19 protein-coding genes and 1 pseudogene are annotated in these 22,830 nt (G+C 56.6%); 13 read left to right on the forward strand and 7 right to left on the reverse strand.

Annotation, left to right across the window (positions count from 1 at the left end):
* Positions 1 to 357 (reverse strand): ArsC family reductase, encoded by a 357-nt coding sequence (locus PGR23_RS00515; RefSeq protein ID WP_015703145.1) that lies wholly within the window; start codon positions 355 to 357, stop codon positions 1 to 3.
* 355 nt (positions 358 to 712) lie between these two features.
* Here PGR23_RS00515 and ypfM point away from each other — a divergent pair, with 355 nt between their 5' ends.
* Positions 713 to 772, forward strand: coding sequence for a protein YpfM (gene ypfM, locus PGR23_RS00520; RefSeq protein ID WP_087867655.1), 60 nt, complete (start codon positions 713 to 715; stop codon positions 770 to 772).
* Between the two features lie 84 nt (positions 773 to 856).
* Here the strand turns inward: ypfM and acrD are convergent, their stop codons facing one another.
* Positions 857 to 3,970: a multidrug efflux RND transporter permease AcrD gene (acrD, locus tag PGR23_RS00525; protein ID WP_380378859.1), complete on the reverse strand. Its 3,114-nt coding sequence runs from the start codon at positions 3,968 to 3,970 to the stop codon at positions 857 to 859.
* 383 nt (positions 3,971 to 4,353) lie between these two features.
* Between acrD and aegA the strand changes: the two genes are divergently transcribed.
* The 3 genes and pseudogenes from aegA to PGR23_RS00540 all read left to right on the forward strand — a co-directional run bounded on the left by aegA (position 4,354) and on the right by PGR23_RS00540 (position 8,104).
* Positions 4,354 to 6,324: a formate-dependent uric acid utilization protein AegA gene (gene aegA, locus PGR23_RS00530; RefSeq protein WP_396279501.1), complete on the forward strand. Its 1,971-nt coding sequence runs from the start codon at positions 4,354 to 4,356 to the stop codon at positions 6,322 to 6,324.
* Positions 6,325 to 6,382: 58 nt separating this feature from the next.
* Positions 6,383 to 6,980: pseudogene (nudK, locus tag PGR23_RS00535) on the forward strand (GDP-mannose pyrophosphatase NudK).
* Positions 6,981 to 7,057: 77 nt separating this feature from the next.
* Positions 7,058 to 8,104 (forward strand): DUF1176 domain-containing protein, encoded by a 1,047-nt coding sequence (locus PGR23_RS00540; protein ID WP_042892993.1) that lies wholly within the window; start codon positions 7,058 to 7,060, stop codon positions 8,102 to 8,104.
* Here the strand turns inward: PGR23_RS00540 and tkt are convergent.
* Both tkt and tal read right to left on the reverse strand, forming a co-directional pair.
* Complete coding sequence (gene tkt, locus PGR23_RS00545; RefSeq protein ID WP_396279502.1) at positions 8,094 to 10,088, reverse strand: transketolase; 1,995 nt, start codon at positions 10,086 to 10,088, stop codon at positions 8,094 to 8,096. The genes PGR23_RS00540 and tkt overlap by 11 nt on opposite strands.
* Before the next feature lie 6 nt (positions 10,089 to 10,094).
* Positions 10,095 to 11,063, reverse strand: coding sequence for a transaldolase (gene tal, locus PGR23_RS00550; RefSeq protein WP_380378865.1), 969 nt, complete (start codon positions 11,061 to 11,063; stop codon positions 10,095 to 10,097).
* Between the two features lie 293 nt (positions 11,064 to 11,356).
* Here tal and maeB point away from each other — a divergent pair, with 293 nt between their 5' ends.
* The gene (gene maeB / locus PGR23_RS00555; RefSeq protein ID WP_015365481.1) at positions 11,357 to 13,636 is read left to right on the forward strand and encodes an NADP-dependent oxaloacetate-decarboxylating malate dehydrogenase; all 2,280 of its coding nucleotides are present in this window, start codon (positions 11,357 to 11,359) and stop codon (positions 13,634 to 13,636) included.
* Positions 13,637 to 13,691: 55 nt separating this feature from the next.
* On the opposite strand, the gene hemF is transcribed toward maeB, so the two are convergent.
* Positions 13,692 to 14,591 carry an oxygen-dependent coproporphyrinogen oxidase gene (hemF, locus tag PGR23_RS00560; protein WP_047078069.1) on the reverse strand — a complete coding sequence of 300 codons (900 nt, stop codon included), beginning with the start codon at positions 14,589 to 14,591 and terminating at the stop codon, positions 13,692 to 13,694.
* The gene (gene amiA, locus PGR23_RS00565; protein WP_045392625.1) at positions 14,591 to 15,463 is read right to left on the reverse strand and encodes an N-acetylmuramoyl-L-alanine amidase AmiA; all 873 of its coding nucleotides are present in this window, start codon (positions 15,461 to 15,463) and stop codon (positions 14,591 to 14,593) included. Before amiA ends, hemF begins: the two co-directional genes overlap by 1 nt.
* 211 nt (positions 15,464 to 15,674) lie before the next feature.
* Here amiA and PGR23_RS00570 point away from each other — a divergent pair, with 211 nt between their 5' ends.
* From PGR23_RS00570 to PGR23_RS00585, 4 genes are all read left to right on the forward strand, one after another.
* Positions 15,675 to 16,100: a GNAT family acetyltransferase gene (locus PGR23_RS00570; RefSeq protein ID WP_045392622.1), complete on the forward strand. Its 426-nt coding sequence runs from the start codon at positions 15,675 to 15,677 to the stop codon at positions 16,098 to 16,100.
* Entirely contained in the window at positions 16,087 to 16,536 is a 450-nt protein-coding gene (locus PGR23_RS00575) for a DUF2919 domain-containing protein (protein ID WP_047050999.1), read from the forward strand. Before PGR23_RS00570 ends, PGR23_RS00575 begins: the two co-directional genes overlap by 14 nt.
* A gap of 60 nt (positions 16,537 to 16,596) precedes the next feature.
* The gene (locus PGR23_RS00580; RefSeq protein WP_047043503.1) at positions 16,597 to 17,172 is read left to right on the forward strand and encodes an RpoE-regulated lipoprotein; all 576 of its coding nucleotides are present in this window, start codon (positions 16,597 to 16,599) and stop codon (positions 17,170 to 17,172) included.
* Between the two features lie 94 nt (positions 17,173 to 17,266).
* Positions 17,267 to 18,166 (forward strand): Dyp-type peroxidase, encoded by a 900-nt coding sequence (locus PGR23_RS00585; protein WP_032712132.1) that lies wholly within the window; start codon positions 17,267 to 17,269, stop codon positions 18,164 to 18,166.
* A gap of 204 nt (positions 18,167 to 18,370) precedes the next feature.
* On the opposite strand, the gene PGR23_RS00590 is transcribed toward PGR23_RS00585, so the two are convergent.
* Positions 18,371 to 18,733, reverse strand: a complete 363-nt coding sequence (locus tag PGR23_RS00590; RefSeq protein WP_072059378.1) for an endonuclease domain-containing protein — start codon at positions 18,731 to 18,733, stop codon at positions 18,371 to 18,373.
* 200 nt (positions 18,734 to 18,933) lie between these two features.
* Here PGR23_RS00590 and PGR23_RS00595 point away from each other — a divergent pair, with 200 nt between their 5' ends.
* The 4 genes from PGR23_RS00595 to cysA are packed head-to-tail and all read left to right on the forward strand — an operon-like array spanning position 18,934 to position 22,742.
* Positions 18,934 to 19,950, forward strand: coding sequence for a sulfate ABC transporter substrate-binding protein (locus PGR23_RS00595; protein ID WP_015365488.1), 1,017 nt, complete (start codon positions 18,934 to 18,936; stop codon positions 19,948 to 19,950).
* Entirely contained in the window at positions 19,950 to 20,783 is an 834-nt protein-coding gene (gene cysT, locus PGR23_RS00600; protein ID WP_015365489.1) for a sulfate/thiosulfate ABC transporter permease CysT, read from the forward strand. The genes PGR23_RS00595 and cysT overlap by 1 nt, the downstream gene beginning before the upstream one ends.
* Entirely contained in the window at positions 20,783 to 21,658 is an 876-nt protein-coding gene (gene cysW, locus PGR23_RS00605) for a sulfate/thiosulfate ABC transporter permease CysW (protein WP_015365490.1), read from the forward strand. The genes cysT and cysW overlap by 1 nt, the downstream gene beginning before the upstream one ends.
* Positions 21,648 to 22,742, forward strand: coding sequence for a sulfate/thiosulfate ABC transporter ATP-binding protein CysA (gene cysA / locus PGR23_RS00610; RefSeq protein WP_047043512.1), 1,095 nt, complete (start codon positions 21,648 to 21,650; stop codon positions 22,740 to 22,742). Before cysW ends, cysA begins: the two co-directional genes overlap by 11 nt.
* Positions 22,743 to 22,830: the final 88 nt, after the last annotated feature.

Genomic DNA, 22,830 nt, shown 5'->3' on the forward strand with positions numbered 1-22,830 from the left:
CTACACCTCGTTAATAAATTTTTCGTAGTTTGCTTCGCTAAAGCCCAGCAGCATAGGCTGACCGGGCGCGCAGAGCAATGGGCGTTTGATAATTGCCGGCATTTCCAGCATCAACGCCGCCGCCGCATCGGCATTATCGATCCCAGTGCGGACCGATTCATCGAGTTTGCGCCAGGTGGTGCCGCGGGTGTTAAGCAGCGCTTCCCAGCCTAATTCGGCAATAAAGGTATTCAGCAATTCGCGGTCCAGTCCGTCAACACGATAATCATGGAAGCGATAGTCTATCTGATGGGCTTCCAGCCAGCGGCGGGCCTTTTTAATGGTGTCGCAGTTTTTGATGCCGTACATGGTCAACATAATTAAACCTTCACGTTAAAAGAATATGTTTCTCAGTTTTTTCCGAATATATAAGCTTTGTTAAATAATACGTGAATCGGCTGGATAAATATAACTTTTCAGCCTTGTCTGATTAAAATTTGTTCTTTTTCGCGACAGACTAAGATAATGAATTACAGGAATTCTGATATTAACAAAATGTTGCGTAATGTTGCTCTATGTCACATTAAATTTACATGAACCGGCTTATGGTAGCCGCAAGCCAGAGTATTCAAGGCTTGCGGTGACAAGAAAAGCGATTAGAGCGATAGATCGGACGAACTTCTCCTGAGCGGGGAATTTATCTAAAATCGCCATAATAATAAGAGAGGCTATTATGATTGAACATGAACTGGGGAACTGGAAAGATTTTATCGAAGATATGCTGCGTAAATAAAATCTGGCTTTGTCGGTACTGAAGACAATGTTTGACCCATGAAAAAGGCGACTGTGACAGTCGCCTTTTCTGTTATTTGACGGTTTATTCCGGCCTCTCTTTCAGCGGGAAGCGGCGGCGTACCAACACGAAGAACAGAGGTACAAAGAAGATGGCCAACACGGTGGCGGAGATCATTCCGCCCATGACGCCGGTACCAACAGCGTGCTGGCTGCCGGAGCCCGCGCCGGTACTGGTGGCCATTGGCAGCACGCCGAAGATAAACGCCAGTGAGGTCATCAGTATCGGGCGTAGACGCTGACGACAGGCCGATAGGGTGGCGGTCAGCAGATCTTCGCCTTTCTGGTTCAGCTCGTTGGCGAACTCAACAATCAGGATGGCGTTCTTTGCCGACAGGCCGATGACCGTCAACAGACCTACCTGGAAGTAGACATCGTTTTCCAGGCCGCGCATCCAGGTCGCCAGCAGCGCGCCGATAACCCCCAGCGGCACCACCAGCATCACCGAGAACGGTACCGACCAGCTTTCATATAGCGCCGCCAGACACAGGAACACCACCAGCAGAGAAATGGCGTACAGGGCAGGCGCCTGAGCGCCAGACAAACGCTCCTGATAGGACATCGCCGTCCATTCCAGGCCGAAACCGTTCGGGAGCTGTTTGGCTAACTCTTCCATAATGGTCATGGCGGTACCGGTGCTGACGCCAGGCGCAGCTTCGCCAACGATCTCGACCGCTGAGTAGCCATTGTAACGTTCGAGGCGCGGCGAACCCGTTTCCCAACGCGAGGTGGCGAAGGCGGAGAACGGTACCATGGTGCCGCTACTGTTACGCACATACCACAAATTGATATCGTCCGGCAGCATGCGATATTTCGCCGCCGCCTGGACGTAGACCTTCTTCACGCGTCCGCGATCCATAAAGTCGTTCACGTAGCTCGAACCCCAGGCGGTCTGCAGCGTATCGTTAATATCATCAATGGAGACCCCCAGCGCCTGGGCTTTACGCTGGTCGATATCAACCTGCAACTGCGGACTGTCGTCCAGGCCGTTGTGGCGTACGCGGGTGAGCTGGTCGTTGTTCGCCGCCAGCTCCAGCAGTTTGTCGCGCGCCGACATCAGCGCCTCGTGGCCGTTGCCGGCGTGATCTTCCAGCTCCATATCGAAGCCCGCGGAGCTGCCAAGGCCGCTGATGGCCGGCGGGCTGCTGGCAAACACGCGCGCTTCTTTAATTTTATTGAAGGCTTTGGTCGCGCGCTCAATGATAGCGAACGAGGAGCCGGTTTTTGGGTCGCGCTGATCCCAGTCTTTCAGGCGGACAAACATACGTGCGACGTTCTGGCCGTTGCCGCCGGGGCCGGAGCCGACGGTAGCAAATACCGACTCGACGTTACTCTTCTCGTTATTGAGGAAATAATCTTCCGCTTTTTGCACCACTTTCAGCGTCTGCTGTTGGGTGGAGCCGCTCGGGAGCTGTATCGAGGTGGTGAACATACCGCGGTCTTCCAGCGGCAGGAACGAAGTCGGCAGATGCAGGAACAGCAGCACCATGCCGCCGAGCAGCAGGACGTAAATCAAAATCCAGCGCAGCGAACGATGGAGAATTTTGCCCACGAAAGTTTCATAGCGGCTGGCGCTGCGGTTGAAGGTGCGGTTAAACCAGCCGAAGAACCCTTTTTGACCATGCTCCTCGCCTTTGTGAATCGGTTTTAACAGCGTGGCGCAGAGCGCCGGGGTGAGGATCATCGCCACCAGCACCGACAGCACCATTGCTGAAACGATGGTGATGGAGAACTGGCGGTAAATGGCGCCGGTGGTGCCGCCGAAGAAGGCCATAGGGACGAATACCGCCGAAAGGACCATGGCGATACCGACCAGCGCCCCCTGGATCTGCTTCATCGATTTTCGCGTCGCTTCGCGCGGCGAAAGACCTTCTTCGCTCATAATGCGCTCGACGTTTTCGACGACGACGATGGCGTCATCGACCAGCAGGCCGATAGCCAGCACCGTCGCGAACATCGTCAGGGTGTTAATACTGTAGCCGCAGGCGTAGAGCACGGCGAAGGTGCCCATCAATACCACCGGCACGGCGATGGTCGGGATCAGGGTCGCGCGGAAGTTCTGCAAGAACAAATACATGACCAGGAACACCAGCAGAATCGCCTCCAGCAGCGTTTTCACCACATCGGTAATCGAGGCTTTTACAAAAGAGGTGGTCTCGTAGGCGACTTTATACTGCAGTCCGTGCGGGAAATATTGCGACAGTTCATTAAGACGGGCGATAACGCGCTCGGCGGTGGCCATTTCGTTGGCACCCGAGGCGAGCTTAATCCCCAGCCCCGAAGCGGCCTGACGATTATAGCGGCTCAGATAATCATATTTTTCTGCGCCCATTTCGACGCTGGCGACGTCGCCCAGCGTGACTTCCGAACCATCCTTATTAACGCGCAGGGTAATATCGCGGAACTGCTGCGGTGTTTGTAGCAGCGATTGTGAGTTGATGGTGGCGTTCAGCGCCTGGTTATCAACCGACGGCGTACCGCCCAACTGGCCGACGGCAATTTGCGCGTTCTGCGATTCGATGGCGTCAGTTACATCTTTCGCCGTCATCTGATAGCTGTTGAGTTTCGCCGGATCGAGCCAGATACGCATTGAGTACTGCGAACCATAGGCGTCGATATCGCCGACGCCGTTGACGCGGCTTAGAGGATCCTGCACGTTACTGGCGACGTAGTCGGCAATATCCTGCTTATCCATGCTGCCGTCGGTAGAGACAAACGCGAGAGTGAGAATGTTGGTGTCGCCGGTTTTGCGCACCGTGACCCCCTGATTCTGTACCGCCTGCGGCAGTTTACGCATCGCCGATTGCAGCTGGTTTTGTACCTGCTGTACGGCTTCATCCGGGTCGGTACCGGCGGTAAAGCTCAGGGTAACCGTTGCCTGACCGGTGGCGCTACTCTGCGATGACATGTACATGAGGTTATCAAGGCCGGTCATATTCTGTTCGATAACCTGGGTGACGGTATTCTCCAGCGTTTGCGCCGAAGCGCCGGGATAATTGGCCGTCACTCGGACGTTAGGCGGCGCCAAATCCGGATATTGTTCTACGGGGAGCGACAAAATTGCCAGCGTGCCGGTCAGGACTAATAAAATAGCCAAAACCCAGGCAAAGATGGGGCGATCGATAAAGAAATTCGCCATCGGAATCAGGACCTCATTGTGTACATTTTTTGTTATTTCGCAGCCTGTGATACTTTATAGATAACCCCGCAGGCAATCGTGGAGAAATTAAGGAGATAGTGTAATTTATCATGTGTCTTTTATGAGAGCGTAAAGAAACGTCTGTCGCTCCTCTCTGAATTTATATGCGCTTATCACGTCTTTTCTGTCATTCCGTCAAAGCCGCTTATTATTGCTCAGCTAAATGAAACAAAATTTCATTCAGGTCAATATTTTTGATCTAAACCGGATTCTGGTGAGAAAAGCCGATTTCTGGGCAAACGACCATTGTCCCACGGTCATGATGTCAGGTAATAAACAGTCATACTAAATGAGGGGTTATTAGCGATAAGCCGGAAGGATGTATGAACCACTTTATTATGAGCGATAGTCGCAAATGCATCGGATGCAGGGGCTGCGAAGTGGCCTGCGTGATGGCGCATAATGGCGAACAACATGTCTTGACCCCACAGCGCTTTTTGCCGCGCATTACCGTGATTAAAAACCAGAAACAGCGTAACGCGGTAACCTGTCGTCACTGTGAAGGCGCGCCCTGCGCGCGTAGCTGTCCTAACGGCGCCATTAGCCGGCAGGAAGACAGCGTATTGGTGCAGGAAGAAAAATGTATCGGCTGTAAATCCTGCGTGGTGGCCTGTCCCTTTGGCGTGATGCAAATCGTCGTCACGCCAAACGGCAGAGCGACGGCGCACAAATGCGACTTATGTCATGGTCGCGAAGCCGGGCCAGCCTGCGTGCAGAATTGTCCGGCGCAGGCGTTACAGTTGGCGACCGATTTCGCGTTAAGCGAGATGGCGAAAGCGCGGCGGCTGCGGGCGGCGCGTGCGGATGCGGCGTCCTGGCAACATCGGACTTTGACCGCTTTAGCGTCAACCGCCGGCGATAAGGCTAGCCAGATGGCGGCCACGCCCACCCGCGGCGAGGCGGATAAACTGGCGGCTGACGCGCGTAAACAGCACTTTGGCGAAATCTATTTGCCGTTCAGCGCGGCGCAGGCGCAGCGGGAAACGCAGCGCTGTCTGAAATGCGGCGATCGCAGCATCTGCGAGTGGACCTGTCCGCTGCATAACCATATTCCGCAGTGGATCGAGAGGGTAAAAGCCGGCGACATCGCCAGCGCCGTTGAGCTTTCCCATCAAACCAACTGCCTGCCGGAAATCACCGGTCGCGTCTGCCCGCAGGATCGTCTGTGCGAGGGGGCCTGCACGCTGCGCGATGAGAGCGGCTCGGTGACGATCGGCAATATCGAACGCTATATCTCCGACCAGGCGCTGGCCGGCGGCTGGCGCCCGGACCTTTCGGCGGTAAAAGCCAGCGGTAGGAAGGTTGCCATCATCGGCGCCGGGCCTGCGGGCCTGGCCTGCGCCGACCTTCTGGCGCGTAGCGGCGTGGCGCCGGTGGTGTTCGATCGCCACCCGGAAATCGGCGGCCTGCTGACGTTCGGCATCCCGCCTTTCAAGCTGGATAAATCATTGCTGGCCCGTCGGCGCGAGATTTTCAGCCAGATGGGCATCCGCTTTGAACTGAACTGCGAGGTGGGTAAAGACATCAAACTCACACAACTGCTTGCAGACTATGACGCGGTTTTCGTCGGTGCCGGTACCTATCGCTCAATGAAAGCCGATCTGCCTAACGAGGAGGCGCCGGGCGTGTATGAGGCGCTGCCGTTCCTTATCGCCAACACCAAACAGGTGATGGGGCTGGAGGCGCTGGCCGATGAACCTTATATCGATACCGCCGGGCTGAAGGTGGTCGTGCTGGGGGGCGGCGATACGGCGATGGACTGCGTGCGTACCGCGCTGCGCCACGGCGCGCAGCAGGTCACCTGCGCCTATCGTCGTGATGAAGCCAACATGCCAGGTTCGAAAAAAGAGGTCAAAAATGCCCGGGAAGAGGGGGCGAGTTTTGAATTCAATGTTCAGCCGATCACCCTTGAGCTCGGTGAGGATGGCCGGGTCAGCGGCGTGCGTTTTCTGCGCACCCAGCTTGGCGAACCGGACGCTCAGGGCCGCCGCAGCCCGTCGCCGATCCCCGGCAGCGAATTTGTGATGCCTGCCGACGCGGTCATTATGGCGTTTGGTTTCCACCCGCATTCAATGCCGTGGCTGGAAGCCGCGGGGGTACAGCTGGATAGCCGCGGGCGGATCAAGGCGAACGTGGAGAGCCGCTATCGTTACCAGACCAGTAATCAGAAGATCTTCGCCGGCGGCGATGCGGTGCGCGGCGCGGATTTGGTGGTGACGGCGATGGCGGAAGGGCGGCATGCCGCGCAGGGGATCATGGACTACCTTGGCGTCGCTTCCGCACTGCCGCACTAACGACAAAGCAGGCTCCGCGGCGTAGTATGACTGGGTTATTTCACGCTGCGGAGTTTGCATGTCACTTAATATCCACGTCATTAAAGATAAAATCCTCTCCGAAAACTACTTCGTACTGCGCAACATGACCTATGAGTTGACGCGCCGCGACGGCAGCGTCGTGCGTCACAAACGCGAAGTGTACGATCGCGGCAATGGCGCCACGGTTCTGCTCTACAACCCCGGCAAGCAAAGCGTGGTTCTGGTGCGCCAGTTCCGCGTCGCCACTTGGGTGAATGGCAACCAGGATGGCATGCTGATTGAAACCTGCGCCGGACTGCTGGATAACGACGCGCCAGAGGTGTGTATCCGCAAGGAGGCGATCGAGGAGACCGGCTATCAGGTCGGCGAGGCGCGCAAGGTCTTCGAACTCTATATGTCGCCCGGCGGCGTGACCGAACTGATTCACTTTTTTATCGCCGAATACAGCGAGGCGCAGCGCGCTAACCGGGGCGGCGGCGTAGATGATGAAGATATTGAGGTGCTGGAACTGCCGTTCGTCCGGGCGCTGGAAATGGTCGCCAGCGGTGAAATCCAGGATGGCAAAGCGGTGATCCTGCTGCAATACCTACAAAATTCCGGCCTCATGTCGCGGGATCTCTGATAAATCTGATTGAGCAAAACCCCGCCAGTGCTGATGATAATGATGAATTAGAAATCACTCTGTCAGTCATACTTCGGGATTGTGCCGCTCATGCTTTATCGGGTTTTAATACTGCTTTTTTTCGGTTTTCTGCCGACGTCGTTGGCGTGGGCGGCGCCAGCCCAGCAGTTGTTTGGAGATTGGCTTGTCACCTGCAACAATCAAAATTATTGCGTCACGCGTAATGTCGGGCTGCATCATGGATTGGTGATGACCCTAAGCCGGAGCGCGGGAGCGGCTACCGATGCCGCTTTGCGCATTGAACTTGGCGGCGTCGGTAATCCGGTCGCCGCGCTGGCGGCCATCGGCCCGCGGCTGCAACTGGATGGTAAACCGCTGCATTTTGACGGCAAACACTGGCAGATTGCCGATAAGCTGATTAAAACCGGCGATAGCGTCAGTATCGACGCTTTCCTGCAGCAGGCCCAGGAGGGGAAAGAGATTACCCTGCAAAACGGTCTGCAAAGCATTTCATTGAAGGGCCTGAAGGCCGCGCTGCTATTTATTGATAATCGGCAAAAGCGGGTCGGCAGCGAAACCGCGTGGGTCGGCAAAGGTGAAGAACCGCCGCTCAGCGTACCGCCGGCACCAGCGTTGCGAACCGTAGGTAAAGCGGAAGTAGCGCAGTCGCCGCTCAGCCGCGACGAACTTAATGAGCTTATCGATTACGGCAATGAGCGGATGAACGCCAGCCCCTGTTCGCTCGATCCTTTCCGCCGGGAAATCCGCGTCACCGCGCTAACCGATGAGAAAGTTCTGTTGATGACCAGTTGCGAAGCGGGCGCGTATAACACCGTCTGGCTGGCGTGGCTGGTGTCGCGCAAAACGCCGCATCTTGCCCGTCAGGTGCGGCTGGCGCTGCCTTTCCAGCCGCCCGGCAATGCGCCGCGCGATATTGAGTTGATTAACGCCAGCTTCGATGAGCAGCGTCATGAACTGGTGACATTCGATAAAGGCCGCGCGCCGGGCGATTGCGGGATCCAAACCCGCTGGCGCTATGACGGCCAGCGGTTTAATTTGACCCGCTACGCTCAGCAACCGCAGTGCGATAACTGGCAGGGGCCAGACGCCTGGCCCACATTATGGATCACTCGTTAAGCACTTTGCGGCTGACTTCGACAATATGTTCAGCGGTAAAGCCGAAGAACGGGAACAGCTTGTCGGCTGGCGCCGATTCCCCGTAGCGGGTCATACCAACAATTGCGCCTTTCAGGCCGACATATTTATACCAGTAGTCGGCGATACCGGCTTCGATAGCGACGCGGGCGCTAACATCGGAAGGCAGCACCGACTCGCGCCAGGCCTCATCCTGAGCATCGAAAACGTCGGTGGAGGGCAGCGACACCACCCGCACGTTTACGCCGCTGGCCAGCAGCGTCTCCGCCGCCTGAACGGTAATCTCGACTTCCGAACCGGTGGCGATAAGGATGAGATCCGGCTTGCCGCCCGCATCCTTCAGAACGTAACCGCCGCGCGCAATTTCCTGCACCTGTTCCGGCGTACGGGCCATTTGCGCCAGATTCTGTCGCGAAAGGATTAACGCGGTAGGGCCGTCATTGCGCTCGATGGCCGCCTGCCAGGCGACGGCGGTTTCCACCTGATCGCACGGCCGCCAGGTACTAAAATTGGGCGTCAGGCGCAGGCTTGCCAGCTGCTCCACCGCCTGGTGCGTTGGGCCGTCTTCGCCAAGGCCGATTGAATCATGGGTATAGACCATAATCTGATGCGCCTTCATCAGCGCCGCCATGCGTGCGGCGTTACGCGCGTATTCGACGAACATCAGGAAGGTCGAGGTATAGGGAATAAAACCGCCGTGCAGGGCGATGCCGTTAGCTACCGCGGTCATACCGAATTCGCGTACGCCGTAGTGGATATAATTACCCGCCTGATCCTCTTTGATCGACTTCGAGCCGGACCAGATCGTCAGGTTACTGGGCGCCAGGTCGGCGGAACCGCCGAGCAGCTCAGGCAGATCCGGGCCGTAGGCGTTAAGCGCATTTTGCGAAGCCTTACGGCTGGCTATTTTCGCCGGTTCCGACTGTAGCTTCGCCACATAGTCATGGGCCGTTTTTTGCCAGTCAGCCGGGAGCTCACCTTCCATGCGCCGTTTGAGCTCAGCCGCCAGTTCTGGATACTGCTGCTGATAAGCGGCGAATTTTTCATTCCACGCATGTTCTGCTTTCTCGCCGCGCGGCCGCGCATCCCAGCCCTGATAAATTTCTTTTGGGATTTCAAACGGCGGATATTTCCAGCCCAGCTGTTCGCGGGCCAGCGCGACCTCCTTTTCCCCCAAGGCCGCGCCGTGCGACTCTTCGGAACCGGCTTTATTCGGTGAACCAAAGCCGATTATGGTGCGGCAAATAATCAGCGAAGGTTTGTCTGTTACCGCCTGCGCTTGCTGGATTGCCTGCTTCACCGCCTGCGGATCGTGACCGTCGATATCGCCAATCACGTGCCAGTGGTAGGCGCGAAAGCGCTCGGCGGTATCGTCGGTGAACCAGCCTTCAACGTGGCCGTCAATAGAGATACCGTTGTGATCGTAGAACCCAATCAGCTTACCTAATCCCAGGGTGCCCGCCAGCGAACTGGCCTCGTGTGAAATCCCCTCCATCAGACAGCCATCGCCCATAAACACCCAGGTGTAGTGATCGACGATGTCGTGGCCGGGACGGTTAAACTGCGCCGCCAGCGTACGTTCGGCGATAGCCATCCCGACGGCGTTAGCCAGCCCCTGGCCGAGCGGCCCGGTGGTGGTTTCCACGCCGGGGGTATAACCATGTTCCGGGTGGCCCGGCGTTTTCGAATGCAGCTGGCGGAAGTTTTTCAGCTCATTCATCGGCAGATCGTAGCCGGTCAAATGCAGCAGGCTATACAGCAGCATCGAAGCATGGCCGTTAGACAAAATGAAACGATCGCGATCGTACCAGTGCGGGTTTGCCGGGTTATGTTTAAGAAAATCGTTCCACAGAACTTCGGCAATATCCGCCATCCCCATCGGAGCGCCGGGGTGGCCGGAGTTGGCTTTCTGGACGGCGTCCATGCTCAGGGCGCGAATGGCGTTAGCAAGCTCTCTTCGGGACATAGTCGTTTACTCCGTGACAAAGGATGACAGTTTGGCTGCTAGCAGATCTTCCAGTTTGCGTTGATCGACGGCGAACTGGCGAATACCTTCCGCCAGCTTTTCTACCGCCATCGGATCCTGGTTATGCTCCCAGCGGAATTCCGCTTCGCTTAGCGGAACCGGGCGCGGAAGTATCTGATGAGCGGGGATGAGTTTACGTATTACCGGCGCGTCGCTGGCCTGCAGCTCTTGTAACAAGGCCGGGGAGATGGTGAGGCGGTCGCAGCCGACCAGCGCGAGGATTTGTTCGGTACGGCGGAAGCTGGCGCCCATCACGATGGTGTTGTACTTATGGAGTTTGAAATAGTCGTAGATATTGCGCACCGATTTCACCCCCGGGTCTTCATCAACCACGTAAGGCTCTAACGGCTGACGCGCCTGATACCAGTCGTAAATACGCCCGACGAAGGGCGAAATCAGAAACACGCCGGCTTCGGCGCAGGCGCGAGCCTGGGCGAATGAGAACAACAGCGTCAGGTTGCAGTGGATCCCTTCTTTTTCCAGCACCTCCGCGGCGCGGATCCCCTCCCAGGTGGAGGCCAGTTTGATCAGGATCCGCGACTTATCGATCCCCATTTCCTGATAGAGAGCGACCAGGTGGCGCGCTTTCTCAATACTTTTTTCACGATTGAAGGAGAGACGGGCATCGACTTCGGTAGAGACGCGCCCTGGAATGCTTTTGAGTATTTCCGCGCCGAAATTGACCGCCAGCTTATCGCAGGCATTAGCGACCTGCGTCTCGCGGTTGCCGCCCTGTTTCGCGGCCCAGGCGAGGGCATCATCGATAAGCCCGGCGTAGTTATCCAATCCGGCAGCCTTTAAAAGCAGCGAAGGGTTGGTGGTGGCATCTTCCGGCTGATAGTGGCGGATAGATTCAATGTCGCCGCTGTCGGCGACTACGGTGGTGAATTGTTTGATACTGTCTAGCTGATTCATTAAAAAGTACTCCTGGAACAATAAGTTGCATGAGTTCTTGTCGTTATGCGGTAGAGATGGTGATGAGGTACATAACTAAAAAGCATAGCAGACGGGGCTATCATTGACCGTGAAACTAGGTTACATAAATATTATAAATTGATAACAACCAGACCTTTGTGATGGCAAGAGTATGGCGGCCTTCAAAGTTTAAACCGCCGTCAGGCGCGATACTAAGCATCGCCTTAAGGCGGGCCGACGGCTCGCCATCACGCTTCACCCCCTACGATTCGATACGTGAAAGGAACCATAAAATGGATGAGCAGTTGAAACAAAGCGCCCTCGATTTCCACGAGTTCCCGGTGCCCGGGAAAATTCAGGTGTCGCCGACCAAACCCCTGGCGACCCAACGCGATCTGGCGCTGGCATATTCGCCGGGCGTTGCCGCGCCGTGCCTGGAAATTGAGAAGGATCCTTTGGCCGCTTACAAATACACCGCTCGCGGCAACCTTGTCGCGGTGGTCTCCAACGGTACCGCCGTCCTCGGTTTAGGCAATATCGGCGCGCTGGCCGGAAAACCGGTAATGGAAGGAAAGGGCGTTCTGTTTAAGAAATTCGCCGGCATCGATGTGTTTGATATTGAAGTCGATGAGCTGGATCCTGACAAATTCATTAATGTCGTCGCCGCCCTGGAGCCGACGTTTGGCGGCATCAACCTCGAAGATATTAAAGCGCCGGAATGTTTCTATATTGAGCAGAAACTGCGTGAACGCATGAATATTCCGGTGTTCCACGACGATCAGCACGGCACGGCGATTATCAGCACCGCGGCAATTCTCAACGGTCTGCGGGTGGTTGAGAAGAATCTCTCCGATGTGCGGATGGTGGTCTCCGGCGCGGGAGCGGCGGCAATCGCCTGTATGAACCTGCTGGTGGCGCTGGGAATGCAGAAACACAATATCGTGGTCTGCGACTCGAAAGGCGTTATCTATAAAGATCGCGAAGCCAATATGGCGGAAACCAAAGCGGCCTACGCGGTGGAAGACGACGGGAAACGTACCCTCGACGATGTCATCGATGGCGCGGACATTTTCCTCGGCTGCTCCGGGCCGAAAGTTCTGACTCCGGAGATGGTCAAGAAAATGGCGCGCTCGCCGCTGATCCTCGCGCTGGCGAACCCGGAGCCGGAAATCCTGCCGCCGTTGGCGAAGGAAGTGCGCGACGACGTGATTATTTGTACCGGCCGTTCCGACTACCCAAACCAGGTCAACAACGTGCTGTGCTTCCCGTTCATTTTCCGCGGCGCGCTGGATGTTGGCGCGACGGCGATTAACGAAGAGATGAAGCTGGCGGCGGTTCACGCTATCGCCGAGCTGGCGCATGCCGAACAGAGTGAAGTCGTGGCTTCCGCCTATGGCGACCAGGATCTCAGCTTTGGCCCGGAGTACATTATTCCGAAACCGTTCGATCCGCGCCTGATCGTCAAGATCGCGCCAGCGGTTGCCAAAGCGGCGATGGAATCCGGCGTGGCGACGCGGCCGATTGCCGACTTCGATGCCTACATCGAGAAGCTGAGCGAGTTCGTTTATAAAACCAACCTGTTTATGAAGCCGATCTTCTCCCAGGCGCGCAAAGAGCCGAAGCGCGTGGTGCTGGCGGAAGGTGAGGAGACCCGCGTGCTGCACGCCACGCAGGAGCTGGTATCGCTGGGGCTGGCGAAGCCAATCCTCATCGGTCGTCCGAGCGTGATTGAAATGCGCATCCAGAAACTGGGTCTGCAGATCAAACCGGGCGTGGACTTTGAAATCGTCAATAATGAATCCGATCCGCGCTTTAAAGAGTACTGGAGCGAGTACTATCAGCTGATGAAGCGCCGCGGCATTACCCAGGAGCAGGCGCAACGGGCAGTAATTAGCAACACCTCGGTCATTGGCGCGATCATGGTTCATCGCGGTGAGGCGGACGCGATGATCTGCGGAACCATCGGCGATTATCATGAGCACTATCGCGTGGTACAGCCGCTGTTTGGCTTCCGCGACGGCGTCAGCACCGCCGGGGCGATGAACGCGCTGCTGCTGCCAAGCGGTAACACCTTTATCGCCGACACCTACGTCAATCACGATCCATCGCCGGAAGAGCTGGCGGAGATCACCCTGATGGCGGCGGAAAGCGTGCGTCGTTTTGGTATCGAACCGCGCGTGGCGCTGCTGTCGCACTCCAACTTCGGTTCCGCCGATTGCCCGTCGGCCAGCAAAATGCGTAAAACGCTGGAATTGGTGAAAGCGAGCGCGCCAGATCTGATGATTGACGGTGAAATGCACGGCGACGCCGCGCTGGTCGAAAGCATCCGTAATGACCGTATGCCGGATAGCCCGCTGAAAGGGGCGGCCAATATTCTGGTGATGCCGAATATGGAAGCCGCGCGTATCAGCTACAACCTGCTGCGCGTCTCCAGTTCGGAAGGGGTCACCGTCGGGCCGGTACTGATGGGTATCGCTAAGCCGGTGCATATTCTGACGCCTATCGCCTCCGTGCGGCGTATCGTCAACATGGTGGCGCTGGCGGTCGTGGAAGCGCAGACCCAGCCGCTGTAAACGCATAAAATTAAGCCCCGGTATTCCGGGGCTTTTTTGTCTCAGATGGCTAAATTCAGATCCACTCTTTCACTTTGATGAACTCGCTCAGTGCGGCTTCCGGGCTGCCTTCCTGCGGGTGGAAGTTGTATTCCCAGCGCACCAGCGGCGGCATCGACATCAGAATAGACTCCGTACGCCCGCCGGTCTGCAGGCCGAACAGCGTGCCGCGGTCCCACACCAGATTGAATTCCACATAGCGCCCGCGGCGATAAAGCTGGAAATCGCGTTCGCGTTCGCCGTAAGGCGTGGTTTTTCGGCGCTCAACGATCGGCAGATAGGCGTCAGTAAAGCCGTTGCCCACCGCCTGCATAAAGGCGAAGCAGTGGTCAAAGTCCGGGGTATTTAAATCATCGAAGAACAGGCCGCCAATGCCGCGCTGTTCGTTACGGTGCTTGAGGTAGAAGTAGTCATCGCACCACTTTTTATAGCGCGGATAGACCTCGTCGCCGAACGGCAGGCACAAATCGCGGGCGGTACGATGCCAGTGGATGGCGTCTTCTTCAAATCCGTAATAAGGCGTTAAATCAAACCCGCCGCCGAACCACCACACCGGGTCGGCGCCGGGCTTCTCGGCAATGAAAAAGCGGACGTTGGCGTGGCTGGTCGGCACATAGGGGTTGCGCGGATGCACCACCAGCGAAACGCCCATCGCTTCAAAGCTGCGCCCGGCGAGCTCCGGGCGGTGGGCGGTTGCCGATGCAGGCATCGCATCGCCGTGGACGTGAGAGAAGTTAACCCCGGCCTGCTCAAAGACGCCGCCGTCGCGTAAAACCCGGCTGCGTCCGCCGCCGCCGCCTTCGCGCTGCCAGCTATCTTCGACAAAATCCTTGCCGTCAACGGCGGAGAGGTTGGCGCAAATGGCATCCTGCAGCTGAAGAAGGAAGGCTTTTACCTGCTGTACATCGGGTTTCATTAACGTCTCTTCGAATGCGCTTTCTGGTTATCGAACCAGTGGAAATAACTAATAATACCGGAAGCAATAGCGTTGGCGATCTTCTGGCGGAAAGCGGTTGTGCCGAGTAGCTTCTCTTCATTTGGGTTGGTAATGAACGATGTCTCGACCAGCACCGAGGGAATGGAAGGTGACTTCAGCACCACAAAGGCCGCCTGTTCTGTATTGCGGCTGTGCAGCTTATGCACCGGCTTAATCTTTTTCAGAATATGCGAGCCGAGCGTCAGGCTGTTCTTAATGGTGTCGGTTTGCACCAGATCGAACAATACCTGCTGCAGCAGATGGTCCTTATCCGTCGCTTTTTTACCGGCGACCTCATCGGCGCGGTTTTCGCGCTCGGAGAGATATTTCGCCATGGCGCTACTGGCGCCGCGGTTGGAGAGCGCAAAGACGGAGGCGCCGGCCGCACTCGGGTTGGTAAAGCCGTCGGCGTGAATCGACATAAACAGATCGGCGCCGTGCTGGTGGGCGATTTCAACGCGATCGTATAGCGGAATAAAGGTATCGCCGCTACGCGTCAGGCGGGCATCGATGCCGTTGCTGCGTAAAATACTGCGCACATTTTTGGCAATGGCCAGCACGACGTGTTTTTCTTTCGAACCGTTGTGGCCAATTGCCCCCGTATCGATGCCGCCATGACCGGGGTCAAGCATCACCAGGCGCTTGCTGCCTGCTTTCTTTGCGACGGGTTTGCTGTGTCCATTGGAAGTTTTTAGCGGCTGTTCTTTGGCATTGGCCTGGGAAGCGACGCCGGTTAGCGTCATCGCAGCCAGTCCTGCTTTCAGCACCTGACGGCGCGAAGCAAGTATTTTTAATGGTTTAAAAGTGCTCATTCGGCCTGAATTGTAAACAAGTGATGTCCAATGTTATATCGTATCGCGTTTCCCGTTACGACCACTCAAAATAAGAATTGTTTTACTTTTCATTTCAATACATGACAAAGATATATTATGCCATTTTTTGCCGATGATTTCGCCTGATATTGGCTATCAGTCATATTCGCGCCATAATCACTGTTTTTAACCGTAAATGGTGGGGAATACCATGGAGATTCGCGTTTTTCGCCAGCAGGATTTCGAAGAAGTGATCACCCTTTGGGAGCGCTGCGATCTTCTGCGCCCATGGAACGATCCGGAAATGGATATCGAGCGTAAGCTCAACCACGACGTGAGCTTGTTTCTGGTCGCTGAAGTGAACGGTGAAGTGGTAGGGACGGTAATGGGCGGTTACGACGGTCACCGCGGTTCCGCTTACTATCTTGGCGTACATCCGGAATACCGCGGCCGCGGAATAGCCAATGCGCTGCTCAATCGGCTGGAAAAGAAGCTGATCGCCCGCGGCTGCCCGAAAATTTCAATTATGGTGCGTGACGATAACGAAGTGGTGCAGGGGATGTATGAGCGTCTCGGTTACGAGCACTCGGATGTACTCACCCTGGGTAAACGCCTGATCGAAGATGAAGAATACTGAATTTATTCCTGCCGATTACGATGCCCAGGGCCGTTTGCGGCTGCCGCTGTTGTTTTGGGGCGTGCTGTTGCTGCAGGCGCGCACCTGGGTACTGTTCGTCATGGCCGGCGCCTCCCGCCAGCAGGGCGATGCGCTGCTGAGCCTGTTCTATCCCGATCACGATAACTTCTGGCTGGGGTTACTGCCCGGCGTACCGGCGGTCGCGGCATTTTTGTTGAGCGGTCAGCGTCAGCGTTTCCCGCGTCTCTGGCCGCTGATGCGCTGGCTGCTGATTGCTTCACAGGCGCTGTTGCTGGCCTGGCAGCCGTGGCTGTGGTTCACCGGCGAGGCGCCTTCCGCGCTGACCATCGCCCTGCTGGCGGCCGATATTTATGCGCTATGGTGGCTGATAACCAGCCGCAGGTTGCACGCCTGTTTTCGCCTCGAAGCGCTTTAATGGCACTTTTTGCCGATCGCGTACTCCAACATGCGTTGAATTAATCAGAAGGATTGAGATATGAAATCGCTACGTCTAATGCTCTGCGCGCTTCCGCTGGCGCTAACCGGCTGCTCAACGATGAGCGCGGTGAACTGGTCGGCTGCCTATCCGTGGAACTGGTTTGGTTCTTCCAACGAGGTCACCGAGCAGGGCGTGGGTAAACTGACAGCATCGACGCCGCTGAATGAGCAGGCGATTAGCGATGCCCTCGGCGGCAGCTACCGTCTGCGCAGCGGAATGAAAACCACGGATGGCAAAATCGTTCACTATTTTGAAGCGCTGAAGGATGACAAGCTGGCGCTGACCATCAACGGCGATGGCGGTACGGTGAGCCGCATTGACGTGCGCGATAGCGCAATTCCCGCCGCCAGCGGCGTGAAAATCGGTACCCCGTTTAGCGAGCTGTACAGCAAAGCGTTCGGCAACTGCGAGAAAGGCGCCCCCGATAACGGCGCGGTGGTGGAATGTAAAGCCGCAGGTAGCCAGCACATCAGCTACGCCTTTACCGGCCACTGGAGCGGCCCGGACGAGCTGATGCCGTCCGACGATACCCTGAAAAACTGGAAAGTCAGCAAAATTATCTGGCGTCGCTAATTTGATCTGAAGAGACACGTGGGCGGATAAAAACGGTTACAATGGCGCGTTAGCAACGTCATAGCGTTGTGGTTGCATCATTTCAGGAGGAGCGATGTCTCAGGTTCAGAGCGGCATTTTGCCGGAACATTGCCGCGCGGCGATTTGGATTGAAGCCAATGTCAAAGGGGACGTTAACGCCCTGCGCGAAGCGAGCAAAATTTTTGTCGATAAAGTGGCCACTTTCCAGGCTAAATTCCCTGACGCCAAACTCGGCGCGGTGGTCGCTTTCGGCAATACCGTCTGGCGTCAGCTGAGCGGCGGTGAAGGCGCGGAAGAGTTAAAAGATTTTCCGGTCTATGGTAAAGGGCTGGCGCCATCCACGCAGTATGACGTGTTAATTCATATTTTATCCGCCCGCCATGAAGTGAACTTTTCCGTCGCCCAGGCGGCGATGGCCGCCTTCGGCGACGCCATCGAAGTGAAAGAAGAAATTCACGGTTTCCGCTGGGTGGAAGAACGCGATCTGAGTGGCTTCGTTGACGGCACCGAAAACCCGGCAGGCGAAGAAACTCGCCGTGAAGTCGCGGTGATTAAAGACGGCGTTGACGCGGGCGGCAGCTACGTATTTGTGCAACGCTGGGAGCACAATCTTAAGCAACTGAACCGCATGAGCGTGCCGGATCAGGAGATGATGATTGGCCGTACCAAAGAAGCCAATGAAGAGATCGACGGCGACGAGCGCCCGGTCACTTCGCACCTGAGCCGCGTGGACTTAAAAGAAGATGGCAAAGGGCTGAAAATCGTCCGCCAGAGCCTGCCGTACGGTACCGCCAGCGGCACTAACGGCCTGTACTTCTGCGCCTACTGCGCGCGCCTGTACAACATTGAACAGCAGCTGCTGAGCATGTTCGGCGATACCGACGGTAAGCGTGATGCCATGCTGCGCTTCACTAAACCGGTGACCGGCGGTTATTACTTCGCGCCGTCGCTGGAGCGTATTCAGGCGCTGTAATTTTTCCCCTCACCCTAACCCTCTCCCCAAGGGGGAGAGGGGACGGCACGGTGGACTCTCTTTCTCCCTCTCCCTCAGGGAGAGGGGACGTACGGTGCGGTTATGGATTCCGCGTGCGAACTCCCTTTCTCCCTCTCCTGAGGGAGAAAGAACGGTACGGCGCGGTTATGGATTCCGCGTGCGGACTCTCTTTCTCCCTCTCCCTCAGGGAGAGGGGCGGGGTGAGGGCATCGGCGACTCAAGCGCTTCAAGTATTCTCTCCATCACCGCATCTTCATACTCTTCAAACTCATTATTCCAGAAGCGTAAAACCCGCCATCCCTGGCTCTGTAGCCAGCGGGTGCGGCGAACATCGTAGACGCGCCTCTCATCGTGCTGACCGCCGTCCAGTTCAATCGCCAGCCGTGTTGCGCAGCAGGCAAAATCGAGAATGTAGGGACCAACGGGATGTTGGCGGCGAAACTTATAGCAAGCAAAACGGCGGTTGCGCAGTAAGTACCATAGTCGACGTTCTGTTGGCGTTAAGCTACGTCTGAGCTGACGTGCAAATATCTGTGTGTTTTTCATATAAACACAGTGCACGCTTGGCTGCCGTTTGTCACAATGACACGTCGAATCTGCGAGCCGCTTTCAGCAAAGCTTTACCAGTTGCTTATTCTCTTTTCTACTTCTAAATCGCCAAACGGTATATAAAACCGTTACTCCTTTCGTACTCGTTATAAATATGATGATCATCAGTAAATGATCATTTTTGATAAGGGTGCGCAATGGCCGTTAAATCACTGAAAAAAGGATATCTGGCGCTGGCGGCTTCCATGCTGCTGGTGGCGCAGGCGCAGGCGACTGAACTGCTGAACAGTTCCTATGATGTTTCCCGCGAGCTGTTCGCCGCCCTTAATCCGCCTTTTGAGCAGCAGTGGGCAAAAGAAAACGGCGGCGACAAGCTGACCATCAAGCAGTCCCATGCGGGCTCATCCAAGCAGGCGTTGGCGATTCTGCAAGGCCTGAAGGCTGACGTCGTGACCTATAACCAGGTGACGGACGTCCAGATTCTGCATGATAAAGGCAACCTGATCCCGGCAGACTGGCAGAGCCGTCTGCCGAATAACAGCTCGCCGTTCTATTCGACCATGGCTTTCCTGGTGCGTAAGGGCAACCCCAAAAATATTCACGACTGGAACGATCTGGTGCGTTCCGACGTGAAGCTGATTTTCCCGAATCCTAAAACTTCCGGTAACGCGCGCTATACCTATCTTGCGGCCTGGGGGGCGGCGGATAAAGCCGATGGCGGCGATAAAGCCAAAACCGAACAGTTTATGACCCAGTTCCTGAAGAACGTCGAGGTCTTCGATACCGGCGGTCGCGGCGCGACCACCACCTTCGTTGAGCGCGGGCTGGGCGATGTGCTGATTACTTTTGAATCGGAAGTTAACAACATCCGTAAACAGTATGAAGCGCAGGGTTTCGAAGTAGTGGTGCCGAAGGTCAATATCCTTGCCGAGTTTCCGGTAGCGTGGGTAGACAAAAACGTTAAGGCCAACGGTACTGAAAAAGCGGCGAAAGCCTACCTGAACTATCTCTATAGTCCGCAGGCGCAGACCATCATCACCGATTACTACTATCGCGTGAATGACCCGAAAGTCATGGCGTCGCTGAAAGATAAATTCCCGCAGACCGAACTGTTCCGCGTGGAAGACCAGTTTGGCAGCTGGCCTGAAGTGATGAAAACCCACTTCGTCAGCGGCGGCGAGCTGGACAAACTGCTGGCAGCGGGGCGTCAGTAATGTTGGCTGTGTCGTCCAAGCGCGTGCTGCCGGGCTTTACCCTGAGCCTTGGCACCAGCCTGCTGTTTGTGTGCCTGATTTTACTGTTGCCGCTCAGCGCGCTGGTAATGCAGCTGGCGCAGATGAGCTGGGCGCAGTACTGGGAGGTGATTACCAACCCGCAGGTGGTCGCTGCCTATAAAGTCACGCTGCTGTCTGCTTTTGTGGCGTCAATTTTTAACGGTGTGTTTGGCCTGCTGATGGCGTGGATCCTTACCCGCTATCGTTTCCCGGGCCGTACCCTGCTGGATGCCCTGATGGACCTGCCGTTCGCGCTGCCGACGGCGGTGGCCGGCCTGACGCTGGCCTCGCTGTTCTCGGTTAATGGCTTGTACGGCGAATGGCTGGCGAAGTTTGATATCAAAGTGACTTATACCTGGCTTGGCATCGCGGTGGCGATGGCCTTTACCAGCATCCCGTTTGTGGTGCGTACCGTGCAGCCAGTGCTGGAAGAGTTAGGGCCGGAATATGAAGAGGCGGCGGAAACCCTCGGCGCGACGCGCTTACAGAGTTTCCGCAAAGTGGTGCTGCCGGAGCTGTCGCCGGCTCTGCTGGCGGGGATTGCGCTGTCGTTTACCCGCAGCCTTGGCGAGTTCGGCGCGGTGATTTTTATCGCCGGCAACATCGCGTGGAAAACGGAAGTGACTTCGCTGATGATTTTCATTCGTTTGCAGGAGTTTGATTACCCGGCGGCGAGCGCGATTGCCTCGGTGATCCTCGCGGCGTCGCTGCTGCTGCTGTTCTCCATCAACACTCTGCAGAGTCGCTTTGGTCGACGCGTGGTAGGTCACTAATGGCGGAAGTTACTCAATTGAAGCGCTATGACGCGCCCCGGATCAACTGGGGCAAATGGTTTCTGATCGGCGTCGGGATGCTGGTATCCGCCTTCATCCTCGTGGTGCCGATGATTTATATTTTTGTCCAGGCTTTCAGTAAAGGGTTAATGCCGGTGCTGGAAAATCTGGCCAACCCGGACATGCTGCACGCCATCTGGCTGACGGTGATGATTGCGTTGATTACCGTGCCGGTGAATCTGGTGTTCGGTACGCTGCTGGCCTGGCTGGTGACGCGCTTTACCTTCCCTGGCCGCCAGCTGCTGCTGACGATGCTGGATATCCCGTTTGCCGTCTCGCCGGTGGTGGCAGGTCTGGTTTATTTACTGTTTTACGGCTCCAACGGCCCACTCGGCGGCTGGCTTGATGAGCACAACCTGCAGATCATGTTCGCCTGGCCGGGCATGGTGCTGGCGACTATCTTCGTCACCTGTCCGTTTGTGGTCCGCGAGCTGGTGCCGGTCATGATGAGTCAGGGGAGCAATGAAGATGAAGCGGCGATCCTGCTCGGCGCTTCCGGTTGGCAGATGTTCCGCCGGGTGACGCTACCCAATATTCGCTGGGCGCTGCTGTACGGCGTGGTGTTGACCAACGCCCGCGCGATTGGCGAATTCGGCGCGGTGTCGGTCGTTTCCGGCTCGATCCGCGGCGAAACGCTATCGCTGCCGCTGCAAATTGAATTACTGCAGCAGGACTACAACACCGTCGGTTCGTTTACCGCCGCGGCCCTGCTGACGTTAATGGCTATTTTGACCCTGTTTTTAAAGAGTATGTTGCAATGGCGTCTGGCCAATCAGGAAAAACGCGCGCAACAGGAGGGAAATCATGAGCATTGAGATTGCCAATATTAAGAAATCGTTTGGTCGCACCCAGGTGCTGAATGATATCTCGCTGGATATCCCTTCCGGGCAAATGGTTGCGCTGCTGGGGCCGTCCGGCTCCGGTAAAACCACCTTATTGCGGATTATCGCCGGGCTGGAGCATCAATCCAGCGGCCATATCCGTTTTCACGGCACCGACGTGAGCCGGATGCACGCCCGCGATCGTAAAGTGGGCTTTGTTTTCCAGCACTATGCGCTGTTCCGTCATATGACGGTGTTCGATAACATCGCCTTTGGCCTGACCGTGCTGCCGCGTCGTGAGCGTCCCAATGCGGCGGCGATTAAAGCCAAAGTGACCAAACTGCTGGAGATGGTGCAACTGGCCCATCTTGCCGACCGTTATCCGGCGCAGCTTTCCGGCGGCCAGAAGCAGCGCGTAGCGTTAGCGCGCGCGCTGGCGGTCGAGCCGCAAATTCTGCTGCTGGATGAACCCTTTGGCGCGCTGGATGCGCAGGTGCGTAAAGAATTGCGCCGCTGGCTGCGCCAGCTGCACGAAGAATTAAAATTCACCAGCGTGTTTGTTACCCACGATCAGGAAGAGGCGATGGAAGTCGCCGATCGGGTGGTGGTAATGAGCCAGGGCAATATCGAACAGGCCGATGCGCCTGAACGCGTGTGGCGGGAACCTTCGACCCGTTTTGTGCTCGAGTTTATGGGCGAAGTTAACCGCCTGCAGGGCACCATTCGCGGCGGCCAGTTCCACGTCGGCGCCCACCGCTGGCCTTTAGGCTATACCCCGGCATATCAGGGGCCGGTCGATCTGTTCCTGCGACCGTGGGAAGTAGATATCAGCCGCCGTACCAGCCTGGATTCGCCGTTGCCGGTGCAGGTGCTGGAAGCCAGTCCGAAGGGGCACTACACCCAATTAGTTGTCCAGCCTCTGGGGTGGTATGACGAACCGCTGAGCGTGGTGCTGGCGGGCGATGAGGCCCCGTCCCGTGGCGAACGCCTGTTTGTCGGCTTGCAGAATGCGCGCCTGTATAATGGAACCGAACGCATCGAACCGCGCGGCGAACTTGCTCTGGCAGAGACGGCCTGATAGCTTAAATCCACGTGCTTTTGCCGGGCGGCGCTGCGCTGACCCGGCCGACAGCCCGGAGCGCATGACGCGGCCGGGCTTTTTATTG

Source organism: Klebsiella sp. 141162 (assembly GCF_050600755.1).
GTDB classification, from domain to species: Bacteria; Pseudomonadota; Gammaproteobacteria; order Enterobacterales; family Enterobacteriaceae; genus Klebsiella; species Klebsiella aerogenes.

Excerpts from the sequence above, each read along its gene's own strand:
- PGR23_RS00515 (WP_015703145.1), bottom strand. The coding sequence starts at position 357 with ATGTTGACCATGTACGGCATCAAAAACTGCGACACCATTAAAAAGGCC.
- acrD (WP_380378859.1), bottom strand. The coding sequence starts at position 3,970 with ATGGCGAATTTCTTTATCGATCGCCCCATCTTTGCCTGGGTTTTGGCT.
- aegA (WP_396279501.1), top strand. The coding sequence starts at position 4,354 with ATGAACCACTTTATTATGAGCGATAGTCGCAAATGCATCGGATGCAGG.
- PGR23_RS00540 (WP_042892993.1), top strand. The coding sequence starts at position 7,058 with ATGCTTTATCGGGTTTTAATACTGCTTTTTTTCGGTTTTCTGCCGACG.
- tkt (WP_396279502.1), bottom strand. The coding sequence starts at position 10,088 with ATGTCCCGAAGAGAGCTTGCTAACGCCATTCGCGCCCTGAGCATGGAC.
- tal (WP_380378865.1), bottom strand. The coding sequence starts at position 11,063 with ATGAATCAGCTAGACAGTATCAAACAATTCACCACCGTAGTCGCCGAC.
- maeB (WP_015365481.1), top strand. The coding sequence starts at position 11,357 with ATGGATGAGCAGTTGAAACAAAGCGCCCTCGATTTCCACGAGTTCCCG.
- hemF (WP_047078069.1), bottom strand. The coding sequence starts at position 14,591 with ATGAAACCCGATGTACAGCAGGTAAAAGCCTTCCTTCTTCAGCTGCAG.
- amiA (WP_045392625.1), bottom strand. The coding sequence starts at position 15,463 with ATGAGCACTTTTAAACCATTAAAAATACTTGCTTCGCGCCGTCAGGTG.
- PGR23_RS00570 (WP_045392622.1), top strand. The coding sequence starts at position 15,675 with ATGGAGATTCGCGTTTTTCGCCAGCAGGATTTCGAAGAAGTGATCACC.
- PGR23_RS00575 (WP_047050999.1), top strand. The coding sequence starts at position 16,087 with ATGAAGAATACTGAATTTATTCCTGCCGATTACGATGCCCAGGGCCGT.
- PGR23_RS00580 (WP_047043503.1), top strand. The coding sequence starts at position 16,597 with ATGAAATCGCTACGTCTAATGCTCTGCGCGCTTCCGCTGGCGCTAACC.
- PGR23_RS00585 (WP_032712132.1), top strand. The coding sequence starts at position 17,267 with ATGTCTCAGGTTCAGAGCGGCATTTTGCCGGAACATTGCCGCGCGGCG.
- PGR23_RS00590 (WP_072059378.1), bottom strand. The coding sequence starts at position 18,733 with ATGAAAAACACACAGATATTTGCACGTCAGCTCAGACGTAGCTTAACG.
- PGR23_RS00595 (WP_015365488.1), top strand. The coding sequence starts at position 18,934 with ATGGCCGTTAAATCACTGAAAAAAGGATATCTGGCGCTGGCGGCTTCC.
- cysT (WP_015365489.1), top strand. The coding sequence starts at position 19,950 with ATGTTGGCTGTGTCGTCCAAGCGCGTGCTGCCGGGCTTTACCCTGAGC.
- cysW (WP_015365490.1), top strand. The coding sequence starts at position 20,783 with ATGGCGGAAGTTACTCAATTGAAGCGCTATGACGCGCCCCGGATCAAC.
- cysA (WP_047043512.1), top strand. The coding sequence starts at position 21,648 with ATGAGCATTGAGATTGCCAATATTAAGAAATCGTTTGGTCGCACCCAG.